This is a genomic window from Planctomycetota bacterium (assembly GCA_016125255.1).
GTDB lineage: Bacteria > Planctomycetota > Phycisphaerae > Phycisphaerales > Zrk34 > RI-421.
The window spans coordinates 1-13,305 of sequence record WGMD01000017.1 but is presented as its reverse complement, the minus strand read 5'-3'; the positions used below and the strand labels follow the sequence as shown (position 1 = coordinate 13,305).

Annotated in this window: 10 protein-coding genes; 2 read left to right on the top strand and 8 right to left on the bottom strand. The window is 63.4% G+C overall.

The features are described 5' to 3' along the window. Positions 1-17 precede the first annotated feature (17 nt). Positions 18-1,142 carry a galactose-1-epimerase gene (locus GC162_13470; protein ID MBI1369649.1) on the top strand — a complete coding sequence of 375 codons (1,125 nt, stop codon included), beginning with the start codon at positions 18-20 and terminating at the stop codon, positions 1,140-1,142. A 66-nt stretch (positions 1,143-1,208) separates the two neighbouring features. Continuing rightward, positions 1,209-2,288, top strand: a complete 1,080-nt coding sequence (locus GC162_13465; protein ID MBI1369648.1) for a hypothetical protein — start codon at positions 1,209-1,211, stop codon at positions 2,286-2,288. A gap of 187 nt (positions 2,289-2,475) precedes the next feature. On the opposite strand, the gene GC162_13460 is transcribed toward GC162_13465, so the two are convergent. The 8 genes from GC162_13460 to GC162_13425 form a co-directional block, all read right to left on the bottom strand. Beyond that, positions 2,476-3,870, bottom strand: coding sequence for a hypothetical protein (locus GC162_13460; protein MBI1369647.1), 1,395 nt, complete (start codon positions 3,868-3,870; stop codon positions 2,476-2,478). 74 nt (positions 3,871-3,944) lie between these two features. Then, entirely contained in the window at positions 3,945-5,747 is a 1,803-nt protein-coding gene (locus GC162_13455; protein MBI1369646.1) for a glycosyltransferase, read from the bottom strand. A 233-nt stretch (positions 5,748-5,980) separates the two neighbouring features. Further along, on the bottom strand, positions 5,981-7,351 hold the full coding sequence (locus tag GC162_13450; protein MBI1369645.1) for a homoserine dehydrogenase: 1,371 nt from the start codon (positions 7,349-7,351) through the stop codon (positions 5,981-5,983). Between the two features lie 79 nt (positions 7,352-7,430). After that, complete coding sequence (locus GC162_13445; protein MBI1369644.1) at positions 7,431-8,717, bottom strand: citrate synthase; 1,287 nt, start codon at positions 8,715-8,717, stop codon at positions 7,431-7,433. Positions 8,718-8,847: 130 nt separating this feature from the next. Further along, a complete protein-coding gene (locus GC162_13440) occupies positions 8,848-10,428 on the bottom strand; it encodes a PDZ domain-containing protein (GenBank protein MBI1369643.1) in 1,581 nt (526 codons plus the stop codon). A gap of 711 nt (positions 10,429-11,139) precedes the next feature. Continuing rightward, positions 11,140-11,952 carry a 3-methyl-2-oxobutanoate hydroxymethyltransferase gene (panB, locus tag GC162_13435; protein ID MBI1369642.1) on the bottom strand — a complete coding sequence of 271 codons (813 nt, stop codon included), beginning with the start codon at positions 11,950-11,952 and terminating at the stop codon, positions 11,140-11,142. Positions 11,953-11,971: 19 nt separating this feature from the next. Beyond that, positions 11,972-12,427 (bottom strand): DUF393 domain-containing protein, encoded by a 456-nt coding sequence (locus GC162_13430; protein MBI1369641.1) that lies wholly within the window; start codon positions 12,425-12,427, stop codon positions 11,972-11,974. A 30-nt stretch (positions 12,428-12,457) separates the two neighbouring features. Further along, a complete protein-coding gene (locus tag GC162_13425; protein ID MBI1369640.1) occupies positions 12,458-12,823 on the bottom strand; it encodes a DUF559 domain-containing protein in 366 nt (121 codons plus the stop codon). Between the last annotated feature and the right edge of the window lie 482 nt (positions 12,824-13,305).

The following is a 13,305-nucleotide window of genomic DNA, read 5'->3' as shown; positions in this document are numbered from 1 at the left end:
GCAATCGAGGCAGACCCATGCAACGCACCGTCCGCATCGTCCTACTGGCCCTGCTCATCTTTCCCCTCGCCGCCTGCTGCACGAGCATCAAAGGAAAAATCGTGACCAACGACTGGGGCGCCGCCTCCAACCATCCCGTTCAGCTCTACACGCTGACCAACATCCACGGACTCGTCGCCAAAATCACGAGCTACGGCGCCACCCTCACCGAACTGCACCTCCCCGATCGCCACGGACAATTCGCCGACGTCGTCCTTGGCTTCGACAACCTCGCGGACTACGTCAAGGGGCACCCCTACTTCGGCGTCATCGCCGGAAGGTGCGCCAATCGCATCGCCAAGGGACAGTTCGAACTCGACGGCAAGAAGTACCAGCTCGCCGTCAACAATGGCGTGAACCATCTGCACGGCGGCATCGTCGGATTCGACAAGCTCGTCTGGTCCGGCGAGCCGATGGAAACATCCGACGGCCCATCGCTGAAGCTCACGCTCGTCAGCCCCGATGGCGATGAACACTATCCGGGCAAGGTGACGGTCACGGTGATTTACACGCTGACCAATGACAACGAGCTGAAGGTCGAGATGTCCGCGGTGACCGATGCGCCGACGATCGTCAATCTGGCGCAGCACACGTATTGGAACCTCGGCGGGGATCCATCGAAGAATGTGCTCGATGATGTGCTCACGCTGCATGCCGACAAGTACACGCCGACCGATGACACGCAGATTCCCACCGGCGAGCTGGCCCCCGTCGCCGGAACGCCCTTCGACTTCCGCAAGCCCAAGGAAATCGGGCGCGACATTGACGCCCTCCGCGCAGGGCCCGGCAAGGGGTATGACCATAACTTCGTCGTCGACGGCCCGGCGCATCAGATGCGCCCCGTCGCCGAGGTGTACGACCCGGCGTCCGGTCGCGTGATGCAGCTCTCGGCCGATCAACCCGGCGTGCAGCTTTACACCGGTAACTTCCTCGATGGCACGGTGACCGGCAAGCATGGCGTTGTCTATCAGCAGCACGCCGGTCTGTGCCTGGAAACCCAGACCTTCCCCGATGCGATCAACCACCCGAACTTCCCCAGCCCGATCCTCCGCCCCGGCCAGACGTACGAACATCACATGACCTTCCGCTTCTCGACGCGCTGACCCGCCACCGCCGTCGATCCCGTTTAGCGGCGGGGCAACGCCCCGCGCTTTCATCACGGTGCAAACATGCGCAACTTCCTCCTCGCCTGCGTCCTCCTCGCCAACACCGCACTCGCTCAAACCAAAACCCAAAACGTCATCTTCATCACCATGGACGGCACGCGCTGGCAGGAAGTCTTCGGCGGCGCGCAAGATGAACTATTGACTCCAAAGGAAGGCGGCATCCGCAACCCCGCACCCGTCGCCGATCTGTACAAGGCCGACACGCCCGAGCAGCGGCGCGCGAAGCTCATGCCCTTCTTCTGGACCGTCGTCGCCAAACACGGCCAGGTCTTCGGCGACGACGCGCACGGGTCCCTCGCGCATGTCGCCAACGACATGCGCTTCTCCTACCCCGGCTACAACGAAATGCTCACCGGCCGACCCGATGATGAGCACATCGACTCCAACAACAAAGTCCCCAATCCCAACGTCACCGTTCTGGAATACCTCAATGCTCGCCCCGGCTTCGAGGGCCGCGTCTATGCCGCCGGGTCGTGGGACGTGCTGCCGTACATTCTCAACGTCGATCGCTCCAAGCTCCCCGCCAACGGCGACGGCCCGCCGATTCTCGATCCGCAAACGCCCGAGGAGCACACGCTCAATCAGATCGCCGCGGACCTGCCCGCGTATTGGGACGGGGCGCGCTTCGACGCCGTGACGATGCAATCCGCCTGGCGCACGCTCACCACGAACAAGCCGCGCGTGCTGTACGTCATGCTCGGCGAGACCGACGAATGGGGCCACGGCCGGCGATACGATCTGTACCTGCACGCGATGCATCAGGGCGATGATTTCATTCGGCGCGTATGGGAATACTGCCAGTCCGACCCGCAGTACGCCGGCAAAACCACGCTGATCCTCTCCACCGATCACGGCCGCGGCGCTGCCGGGCAGAACTGGACCAGCCACGGCAAATCCATCCCCGAATCCAACCGCATCTGGATCGCCGTCATGGGCCCCGACACGAAGGCGATGGGCCTGCGCGAGAACATCGAAGTGACCCAATCGCAGATCGCCCCCACGATCAGCGCCGCCCTGCACGAAGACTTCGCGTCGACCTCTGACAAAATCGCCAAACCGCTGCCCGGTGCGATCGGGGAGTGAATGCTCTTCCCCCCTCCCTTTCAGGGAGGGGCTGGGGGAGGGTGAGGCGTATCAGTCCAGTCATGTCGCGTTCCGCCATGATCGCATCCGTCGCGCGCACGGATGTGTGGACGCGCAAACAGACGCATTTGAACTGATGCGATTCACCCCCACCCTGCCCTCCCCCTCAAGGGGGAGGGTTCAAGCATCACTCAATCGGATCGGCGGTGAAGGTTACGGTGTAGGTTTTGCCCGCTTCGAGGACCGGGGTTTTTTCGAGGAGGATGAAGTCATCGGTGATGACGGGCGCGAACTCGGCGCCGGTGGTGAGCTTCACGTTTTTGACGCGCTGCGGGAGGAAGTCGGCGAGGGGGCGGGCGGGTTGGATGTTCCGCGTCGCCGTCATGGTGTAAGTCCACGTATTTCCGTCGCGCGACAGTTGCGTTTTGACGGGCAGGTCGGCGGCGTCGAGGCGGGCGTCCCAGGCGGGGTCGCCGTAGAGGGCGAGCGTGTCGCGGTCCCAGATGAGGCCGACGTTCTGTTGCGTCGTCTGGTCGAACTGCGTGTAGCCCAGTTCACCGGCGATGCGTGCCAGGGCGCGCGGATCGTGCTGCAGGTCCCAGTGCGTGTTGACGTAGTCGAGGGACTTGGGGAAACGGTCGATCAGTTCGCGCGTGATCATCTGGTTGTTGAAGAAGAACGCATCACTGAGCGAGTATCGTCCGGGCAGATCGAACAGGTAATCGCGCGTGCCCCAGCCGGCCTTGCCGAACCATGTCAGGACGGTGTAGCCGATCATCTGGTTGACGCCGGCGTTGTTCATGAAGGCCAGCGCCATCGAATCGCGGTCGGCGATGTGGCCCATCAGGCAGTTGCCGACGGGCATGTAGATTTTCGGATTGGGCGAGTCGATGGGGAGGCGCTGGCCGGCGGTGTCGAGGCCGAAGAGTTTGCCATCGGCGCAGCGGAACTGCCCGTTGCGATAGGCGTAGCCGATCTGCCAGTCGCGTTCGGTGGCGTGCCCGCTGGTCATGAAAAGATCGGGCGAGAACTTGTTGAGCGTATCGACGATCTCGGCCGTCGAGTCGGCGGGGCCGGTCTGTTTCTCGGCCTTTTCACCGGGCTTTTTGACAACATACTCCCCCGCGTCGCGCTCCGAGTACCAGACGCCTTCATGAAACGGCGACAGATCCATCGGCGTGCCGGCGGCGCCTTTGCGGATGACCAACGGTTCGCTCGCCTGCGCGATCCGCAGGGCGGCGTCGGGCGAGTAGCCGGTGAGGATCGCCCAGCGTGTGTCGGTGTACGGATCGTCATCGAGCGCGCGCGTCATGCGATGCACCGCGATCACCATCGCCCGCCCGGCTTCCTCCGGCTTCGTGACGAAACACGTATAGCGCGGCATCATTTTCGCCAGCGCTTCCCGCGACTCGGTCACCTCGGCGGCGTACGCGATGACGACGCCGTCGTGCTTTTTCACAAGCGCGTCGATGACGGGCTTCCACGCGGCATCGTCGAGCGTCGCCTGTTTGACGACGATGGCGTAGTCGGCGGCGAAGGTCGCGGGGGTCAATACCAGGACGAGCAGAAGGGTGCGGAGCATGGGCATGGTCCGTTGAAGAAGAAGCACGCGGCAAGCCGCGTCGCTAAACGGGGGGGCGGGTGTCTGATTGTAGGTCAGCTCATGCGCTGCAGCGCCAGGTCGTGGGCCTGATCGTAGTATTTGACGAGGTTGGTCCAGTCAAAATGCTCAGCGGAGCGGTCGACCTTGTTGCGCAGGGCGATGCGGTCGCGCCGGCCCAGCACGGTCAGGTTGTACATGTGGTTGGCCAGCTCGTCCACGGCCGCGTGATAGTCGGCGTAGCGGCGATGCACGACGTACAGGCCGGCGTCCTCGTGATTGGGGATGTTGTCGATGACGTACGATCCGAAGCCCGACACATCGCTCGTCACCGACGGAATGCCCAGCGCCATGCACTCGAGCGGCGTGTAGCCCCAGGGTTCGTAGTAGCTCGGGAAGACGCCCGCGTGGCAGCCGCGCACGAACTGATCGTAATCGAGGCCCCAGAGCGGATTGACCGCCTGAATGAACTCGGGGTGGTACACGACCTTGACCGGATCGGAGCGGTCGTTGAGGAGCTTGCAGGTGCGGATCTGATTGAGCACCTCGTCATTGCGATCATCGACCAGGTCATGCGTCACGATCGCCGGCCAGCGCCCGGTGCCCCATGCCTGCCGCGTGCGACGCAGCCGCAGGCGCCAGTATTCATCGACCAGCTCGTTGAACTCGGGCGAGCGGCCCATGGCGGTCTGCGTGAAAAGCTTCTCGCCGATCTGCTCCTTGATCGCGTCGCAGGTCGCCTTCAATTCGTCCATGATGGCGTGCTGCGAAAGCTCGTTGGCGTTGATGCAGCGATAGGGCTTGCGCGTCACGAGGAAGAAGACGACGGTGCGGTCGATCTTGTCCTGTTTGAGCCGCCAGTTGAGTCGGGCGAGGGCTTCGAGCGTCATGTCAAAGCCCTTGTTGCGATACTCGTACCGGCCGGACGTGAAGAAGTAGAGCGTCTTGTCCAGATCGAAGGCGTAACTGGGGAAGAAATGCGACATCGTGAATTCGTGAATCTTCGCCTTGTAGGTGTTGTGAAGATTCTGGAATTGATGCAGCGCCACGAATCGTTCGATGTTCAGCCCGTTGGGCGTGACGACATCGACCTTGCGGCCGAGCAGATGTTCGCATTCGAAGGCGGTGACGTTGGAGACGGTGGTCAACACCTGCGCGCCGTGGGCGGCGGCGCGTTCGAGCGTGACCTGCGGTTCGATGAGGAAGCGGCGGGCGTCCTTGAGCCAGTCGACGAAGGGCACATGGTCGTAATACCACGGATCGTTGGCGGCGATGTATCGGCCGAGCATCGTGGCGTGGGTGGTGAAGACGGTCGTGATGGGGATCATGCGGCGGCGGATTTCGGGAATCGCCGCGGCGCCCATCCATTCGTGAAAATGCGCGATGATCGGACGCTTGCCGGCCTCGCGGTCGGCGAGCACGGCCAGGAACTGCTCGACGAGGTAGCCGAAGGTCACGACGTCGTTGATGAGCTGATCATCGTGCGGGGTGGGGACGTTGTGATGATGCCAGAGCTTGCCGCGCGCTTCATTGAGCTTCGAGTAGCCGGTCGCCAGGTCGAGCAGCACGGCGCGGGGCCGGCCGGTGACGAGCCAGTGCCCGTAATGCACGCCGATGCCCATCTCGCGGAGTTTTTTGACGGCTTGTCCGAACGCGCCGGTGGGGGTGGCGGGTTCGAACTCGACGCTGGCGGTGTGGTGCATGTAGGGGCCGACGACGCAATAGCGTTTGGCCCACTTGGCGTCCATGGCCGGGAGTTTGGATCGGATGACGGTGTAGATGCCGCCGACCTGGTTGACGACTTCCCATGCGACCTCGACGAGCAGCGGGTCGTTCTTGCGCCCGGTCGTCGAAATCATTTCATCATCATCGACCACCGTCACCACATCAGGCGTCTCAACCACCCGCCGCGGCTTTTTCGTGCCGGACCTCGTACGTGAAATGCGCTTGCTCACTGAGATGTGCTCCCTCGCGACGCGTGCATGATATCACAAAGGGGACAAGGGGGTCGATTGCCGGACCGGTTCATTCGTCGCATCGCGCTCGCCTGCGGCTCGCGGCGAAACGGGAAAGCCATGGGGATGACGCCCGTCTAATCCCTCGGCAGTTCGATGATGCGCAGGCACACGGGTTTGTCGGCGACGACGTCGAGTTTGGCGATGGCGGCGGCGGAGCGCATCGCGCCTTCGGGGGCGTCGTGCGTCGTGATGATCAGGGGCACGAACGATCCGCCGTCGGGCGATTCGTGCTGGAGGATGGCGGAGATGCTGATGGCGTGATCACCGAGCACGCCGGCGACCTTGGCCATCACGCCCGGCTGATCCTTCGCCGCGATGCGGAGGTAGTAGCGGTTGGTCACGATGTCGGGACTGGCGATGGCGGTCGCCTTGTGCTGATCGGGCCAGATGCACATCGACGCGAAGGCGTGCGGATACCAGCCGGCGGCGACGTTGAGGATATCGCCGACCACGGCGGAGGCGGTCGGCATTTGACCGGCGCCGTGGCCGTAGAACATCGTGTGTCCGACCGCGTGTCCGAACACGCTCAGGGCGTTGTAGGCGGCGCGGACCTGCGCGAGCGGTTCGTCCATGTGCACGAAGCACGGATGCACCCGCAGACTCAAGCCCTTGTCCGTCCGCTGGGCGATGGCCAGCAGCTTGATGGTGTAGCCCAGCTCGGCGCCGAAGAAGATGTCTTCGCTCTGGAGTTTGTCGATGCCTTGGCAGCTCACCGCCGCGGCATCGACGCACACGCCGAACGCCAGTGCGGCGATGATGGAAAGCTTCTGCGCGGTGTCGGCGCCGGAGACGTCAAGGGTCGGGTCGGCCTCGGCGTAGCCCCGGGCCTGCGCGGCGGCGAGGGCGTCGGCGTAGGACGCGCCGGCTTCGGTCATCTGCGTCAGGATGAAATTGCAGGTGCCGTTGAGAATGCCGTAAAGCGCATCAATCCGGTTGGCGGCGAGACCGAATTTCAGGGCGGCGAGAATCGGGATGCCTCCGCCGCAGGAGGCCTCGAAGGCGATGGCGACCTTGTGCTTGCGGGCGAGGGCGAAAAGTTCGACGCCCTGCGCGGCCAGGAGCGACTTGTTGGCGGTCACGACATGCCGGCCGGTCTCGATGGCGCGGCGGACGTACTTGCCGACCGGGTCGATGCCGCCGGCGACTTCGACGATGATGGCGATGCGCTTGTCATTGAAGAACGCGTCGGCATCATCGGTCACAAGATTCGCGGGCACGGCCGCATCGCGCTTCGCCTTGGCGCTGCGGACGAGGATGCGGCGGATTTCGATCGGGCGTCCGACGCGCCGGGCGTAGACGTCGCGCATGTCGGTGAGCAACTTGACGACACCGACGCCGACGGTGCCGCAGCCGATGATACCGATGCCCAGGGGAGACTCAGACATTTGAGGTTGACTGGTTAACTGGTTAACTCGTTGATTCGTTGACTGGCAGGACCATCGCATCGGGGCGCGGCTTGTCTTTCTGCCTTTCCCAGTTAACCAGTGAACGAGTCAACCAGTTAACCCTCTCGTTCCGGCCGTCTCAGGACCGTTTATCCATCGGCACGTAATCGCGCCGGGTCGGGCCGGTGTAGATCTGGCGCGGGCGGTTGATGCGCGAATTGGGGTCGCGGTAGACTTCGTACCAGTGGGCGATCCAGCCGGGCATGCGGCCGATGGCGAACATGACGGTGAACATGTTGGTGGGCAGGCCCATCGCGCGCATGATGATGCCCGAGTAGAAGTCGACGTTGGGGTAGAGCTTGCGGCTGATGAAATAGTCGTCGGCGAGGGCGATTTCCTCCAGCTCGCGGGCGATGTCCAGCAGCGGGTCCTTGACGCCGAGCTTGGCGAGGACTTTGACCGAGGCGTCCTTGAGGATCTTGGCGCGGGGGTCGAAGTTCTTGTAGACCCGGTGGCCGAAGCCCATGAGCTTCTCTTCCTTGCTCTTGACTTTGGCCATAAAGTCCTTGACGGTGGTTTTGCCGCCGCGGATGCGTTCGAGCATGTCGAGCACGGCGACGTTCGCCCCGCCGTGCAGCGGGCCCCACAGGGCGCAGACGCCCGCGGCGCACGAAGTGAACAGGTTCGCCCCCGACGAGCCGACCATGCGGACCGTCGACGTCGAGCAGTTCTGCTCGTGCTCGGCGTGCAGAATCAGAATCTGATTGAGCGCCTTGGCCACATCCGGGTCCGGCTCATAGCCCGAGTAGGGAATCGAGAACATCATGTGCAGGAAGTTGGCGCAGTAATCGAGGTGCGGCTTGGGATAGCGGATCGGATGACCGACCGTCTGGCGATAGCTGAACGCGGCGATCGTCCGCACCTTCGAGAGAAGCTTGGCGGCCATGGGCATGAACTGCGCCTCGTCCTTGAGCTCCAGCACATCGGGGTGGTAGCAGGACATGGCGTTGATCATCGACGAAAGCGTCGCCATCGGATGACCGGTCTGCGGGATCGAGTTGAACGCGAAGCGCAGGCCTTCGTGGAGCATGGCGTTCTTGCCCAGCAGATTGCTCCACTCGGCCAGCTCCTGTTCGTTGGGCAGCTTGCCCCAGATGAGCATGTAGGCGACTTCGACGAAGGAGCTCTGCTCGGCGAGCTGCTCGATGGGGTAGCCGCGATAGCGGAGGATGCCCGCTTCGCCGTCGATGTAGCAGATGTCGCTGGTGCACGAGCCGGTGTTCCCGTAGGCGGGGTCGAGTGTGATGTAACCGGTCTCCGAACGCAGCTTGGCGATATCGATGGCCTTCTCGTTCTCGGTGCCCACGACGATGGGCATCTCGAGCGTCTTGCCATCGGGCAACTTGAGCAGAGCTTTGTCGCTCATACGAAATACTCCTGAAGAATGGGCCCGGGCCGGACCCGCATGCAAGACCCACAGCGTAGCAGGAAAACGGGCAAAAAAAAACCCCCGGACGACGCCGGGGGCATGGGGTTTTTGTGAGTCCGCGATCGCGTTACTCGGGCAGGGCCAGGAGCACAAATCGCTTCACATCCCCCGCCATCACACGCAGCCGAACGCCCTTTTTCAGATCGTGCTTGGCGATCTCCGTCGTGAGCTGCTTGAGGTTCTTGACCGGCGTGCCCATCACTTCCGTCACGACGACGCCCGGGCGAAGCCCTTCCGCCGCCGCCACCGAACCGGCCCGAACATCCTCGATCACCACGCCCGGCGTGAACTGAACGTCCAGACGCTTGGCCATCCCCTCCGTGAAATTCTCGAGCTTCTCAAGCCCGAGCTGACGCAGCGGCTCGAGCTTCTCCGGCGCCACGGCCGGCTCCGAACCCGCCCCGCCGTTGGCCGCCGCCACCTCGGGGTTCTTGGGCTGCTCGGTCAGCGTGATCTTGAGGATCTGATTCTTGCCATCGCGGTAGATGTCCACCGTGATCACCTGACCGGGCGCATAACGGGCGACCACGCGGCGAAGCTCCGACGCATTGGTCACCTCCACGCCTTCGATCTTCGTGATGATGTCACCGGCCTTCATGCCGCCCTTGCCCGCCGGGCTGTCGGCCCCGACGAGGTCCTCCACCAGCACGCCCGACCCGCTGTACCCGAAGCTCTTGGCCAGCTTGTCATCCAGATCGCGGATCCACACGCCCAGGTAGCCCCGGCTCACCTTGCCCTTGTCGATGATCTGGTTGACGACGTCCTTGATCATGTCCGACGGGATCGCGAAGCCGATGCCGTTGCTGGCGCCGGTGCGCGTCGCGATCGCCGAGTTCATGCCGATGACTTCACCATAGATATTGCACAGCGGCCCGCCGGAGTTGCCGGGGTTGATCGCCGCGTCGGTCTGGATGAAGTTCTCATAGCCCATGTTGCCGAGGATCCCCAGCCGGCGGCCGGACCCCGAGACGATGCCCTGGCTCATGGAGAAATCGAACTGGAACGGCGAGCCGAAGGCGAAGACCATCTCGCCCTGCTCGACGGGCTTGATGCTGATCGCCGCCGGGTGCAGGTCGCCGTCGTCGACCTTGAGCACCGCGATGTCCGTCTGCGGATCGGTGCCGACGACCGTCGCCTTCCGCGTCGATTTGTCGAAGAACTTGACGATGATTTCGTCCGCGTCCTTGACGACGTGGTTGTTGGTCACGATGAAATTCTCATTGCCGTGCCCATACACCCAACCGCTGCCCGACCCGTACGCCTGCGGCACGTCGTACTTGTCGTACTCCTGATTGTCGTCGTCCTTGCCCTTGGGCTCGGCGTTGTCCTGGTCATCGGGAATGCCCGGGAAAAAGCGGCGGAACTCGTCGGGAATGTTCGGCCCAAGCCGGTTATGCACCGGATGCTCCGAAACCTTCGTGCTCACCGAAATGTGCACCACCGACGGCTCGACCACCTTCGCCACCTCCCGGAAGGCGTCGCTCAACTCCGCCAACTTGCTCGTCTTAAGCGTCTGCCGCCCCTGGCTCACACGCGCTTCCTGCTCCGCGTACGCCAGTTGCCGCATCGCATACGGACCGCCCAACAACACCGCCAACACCGTCACGGCCAGCACCATCACCGGCCCGTAGCTTACTGAACGCTTCATGGGTTCGCTCCTGTCTTGTAAATGTACCACGTGCAATGGCTCATCGTTTATGCCACCGCTCCGAATCTATACGCTCATTTGATCGACAGGTTCACCCCCCGCCCTGCATCCCCCGCCCACGTCCGAAAAGTTTCCCAGCCCGATCCTCCCCCGCGCATCCGCACGTCCGCGTTTTCACCGCTCTCGCTCCCCGCCCTTCGCGCCCTATCCCCTGCATCCTCCGACGCTTTTCACGCAACGAAGCGCGCACCGGCGCGCCCGTGCGCACCGCCGAACCCGACGCGTCACATCCATGCGACGTTTTTTAATGACTTACATCAACCCGCGCGCACGGTGCGCGCACAGCCGCCATCCCCATGCGCCAAACGCGCAAACCCTGTGCGAATTGCGACCAAATCCCCGAGCCGCGATGCCCACTTCTTCGCGCATCGCAAAACCGAAACCTCAGAAAGAACTCAACCACCAAGACACCAAGGTCACCAAGGAATGCCGCATTGTGTATAAGAACGTGTGTGAGAAGGCGGAGTTTAACGAGCCGCGACCGTCAGGGAGCGGTCACGGCGCCGCTCATTGTGACCTGTTTCGACCGCTCCCTGACGGTCGCGGCTCGTCGATCAATGATCTTCTCACACACGTTCTAAAACCCTGATTTCACCTTGGTGTTCTTGGTGTCTTGGTGGTTATTGAGAGTGCTCAACCCCCATCCCCGTGTCACCGATACGGGTGATCATCCTTCAGATACTTCCCCGACTGGACCAGTTCGATCCACTGCTTGGCGGACTGCGCGATCGCTTCGCCGATCGCCGCGTTGGGTTTGACGAACGGCGGGTGCCAGTCGGTCAAACCCAGTAAATCGTGCAGCACCACCACATGTCCGTGACACGCCGGCCCGGCCCCGCAGCCGATCACCGGAATCTTCACGCTCCCCACGATCCGCTCCGCCACGCTCGCCGTCGTCGCCTCCAGTAACAACATCACCGCCCCGCGCGCTTCCATGAGCTGCGCTTCCTCCACAAGCCGATTCGCATCCGCGGCGCTGCGCCCCGCTGCCCGGTACCCGCCCGTGCGATGCACATGCTGAGGCCTCGACCCCAGATGCGCCACCACCGGCACCCCCGCCCGCGCCATCTTGCCGACCAGATCGCCGAACGAACCGTCGACTTCGAGCTTGACCGCATCCGCATGCGCCTCGCTCAGAAAGCGGCCGGCATTGCGGATCGCCTCCGCGTCGCACGCCTGATAGCTCATGAACGGCATGTCCGCCATGACAAAGCAATCCGGCGCCCCCCGCTTGACCGCACGCGTCAGCGCGATGAGCAGGTCCATCGTGACATGGATCGTCGACGGCTCGCCCAGAATCATCTCCGCCGCCGTATCCCCCACCAAAAGCACCGGCAACCCCGCCCGCGATAACCAGCGCGCCGTCGTGGCGTCATAACAGGTCAACACGGCAATGCGCTCCCCCGCCGCCGCCATCCGGCGCAGCGTCGAAAGCGTGATCGGCTTGTGGGTCGGTTCGTTCATGGGCCGGGCATTGTATCGGCTACCGGCCGGGGCGACATGTGTCCGTCTCGCAACGCCGCTTGCGCCCCAGCCAGGGCCGAACCTTCGCAAAAACGGCGTATAACCCGTCAAACACCCATCGAAGCACCGGCCAACCCGTCGGCGCAACCAGCCAGCCCAGCCCGATCGCCCGGTACGTGCGTCGAAAAACCTCCACGCCCGTGACGATCCGCCCGTCCGGCAGCACGCCGTGCATCCGCCCCTCGACCGCCGCCTGCGTCAGACCGTACCGGCCCGCATCAAAGTCCGGCCCGGTGATATCCTCAAAAGCGATGCGATGATGCACATCCTTCCGCCGCAGCATCGCCACCTCGCGCGAACAGATCGGACACTGCCCATCGTGCAACATCTTGATGTCCCATTCGGCCATACCCGAAAGTCTAGCGCCCTCTTCCCCTCCCCCTTGAGGGGGAGGTTGGGTGGGGGTAAATCGCATCAGCCCAAGACCGTGCCCGCATCGATGCGATCACCAATCCAAACCCGCCGCACGCGCGATCGTGTTCGCAACGGCTTCCGTGGCTTGCAAGACCTCGTCATTTGTAAAGCGCAGGACTTTGAATCCCTGCCGCATCAGTTCGCGCGTGCGCGCATTGTCCGCATCGAATTGTCCGACGTGACTCTCGCCATCGACCTCGACAATCAGATGCGCCTCCAGGCATGCAAAGTCAGCGATGAACCGCCCAACCGGATGCTGTCGGCGAAATCGCAATCCCCCGATTTGCTTGTCTCTCAGAACGCTCCACAAATGCCGCTCCGGCCCGGTCATCACCCGGCGGAGCCGACGAGCGCGATCCGTGTGAACGGGCTTGATGCGATGACGCTTTTCCGACATCACCCCATCATGGTGCGCGGTCAGGTTCTTGACAAGCTGCCAATAGAGCACAGAAGCCCTCCCCCTCCGAGGGGGAGGGTTGGGTGGGGGTGAATCGTGTCAGTCCCAAGCCACGTCCGCATCGAAACGAAACCCGCGCGAACTGATGCGCCTCACCCGCCCCCAGCCCCGCCCTCAAGGGCGGGGGGTCAGAAGCCCTCCCCCTTGAGGGGGAGGTTGGGTGGGGGTGAATCGTGTCAGCCCCAAGCCACGTCCGCATCGAAACGAAACCCGCGCAAACTGATGCGCCTCACCCGCCCCCAGCCCCGCCCTCAAGGGCGGGGGGTCAGAAGCCCTCCCCCTTCGAGGGGGAGGGTTGGGTGGGGGTGAATCGTGTCAGCACCAAGCCACGTCCGCATCGAAACGAAACCCGCGCGAACTGATGCGCCTCACCCGCCCCCAGCCCCGCCCTCAAGGGCGGGGGGTCAGAAGCCCTCCCCCTT

Bases quoted from the DNA above. Each gene is read 5' to 3' on its own strand.
- GC162_13470 (MBI1369649.1), top strand. From the start codon at position 18: ATGCAACGCACCGTCCGCATCGTCCTACTGGCCCTGCTCATCTTTCCC.
- GC162_13465 (MBI1369648.1), top strand. From the start codon at position 1,209: ATGCGCAACTTCCTCCTCGCCTGCGTCCTCCTCGCCAACACCGCACTC.
- GC162_13460 (MBI1369647.1), bottom strand. From the start codon at position 3,870: ATGCTCCGCACCCTTCTGCTCGTCCTGGTATTGACCCCCGCGACCTTC.
- GC162_13455 (MBI1369646.1), bottom strand. From the start codon at position 5,747: ATGATTTCGACGACCGGGCGCAAGAACGACCCGCTGCTCGTCGAGGTC.
- GC162_13450 (MBI1369645.1), bottom strand. From the start codon at position 7,351: ATGCGATGGTCCTGCCAGTCAACGAATCAACGAGTTAACCAGTTAACC.
- GC162_13445 (MBI1369644.1), bottom strand. From the start codon at position 8,717: ATGAGCGACAAAGCTCTGCTCAAGTTGCCCGATGGCAAGACGCTCGAG.
- GC162_13440 (MBI1369643.1), bottom strand. From the start codon at position 10,428: ATGAAGCGTTCAGTAAGCTACGGGCCGGTGATGGTGCTGGCCGTGACG.
- panB (MBI1369642.1), bottom strand. From the start codon at position 11,952: ATGAACGAACCGACCCACAAGCCGATCACGCTTTCGACGCTGCGCCGG.
- GC162_13430 (MBI1369641.1), bottom strand. From the start codon at position 12,427: ATGCGATTTACCCCCACCCAACCTCCCCCTCAAGGGGGAGGGGAAGAG.
- GC162_13425 (MBI1369640.1), bottom strand. From the start codon at position 12,823: ATGTCGGAAAAGCGTCATCGCATCAAGCCCGTTCACACGGATCGCGCT.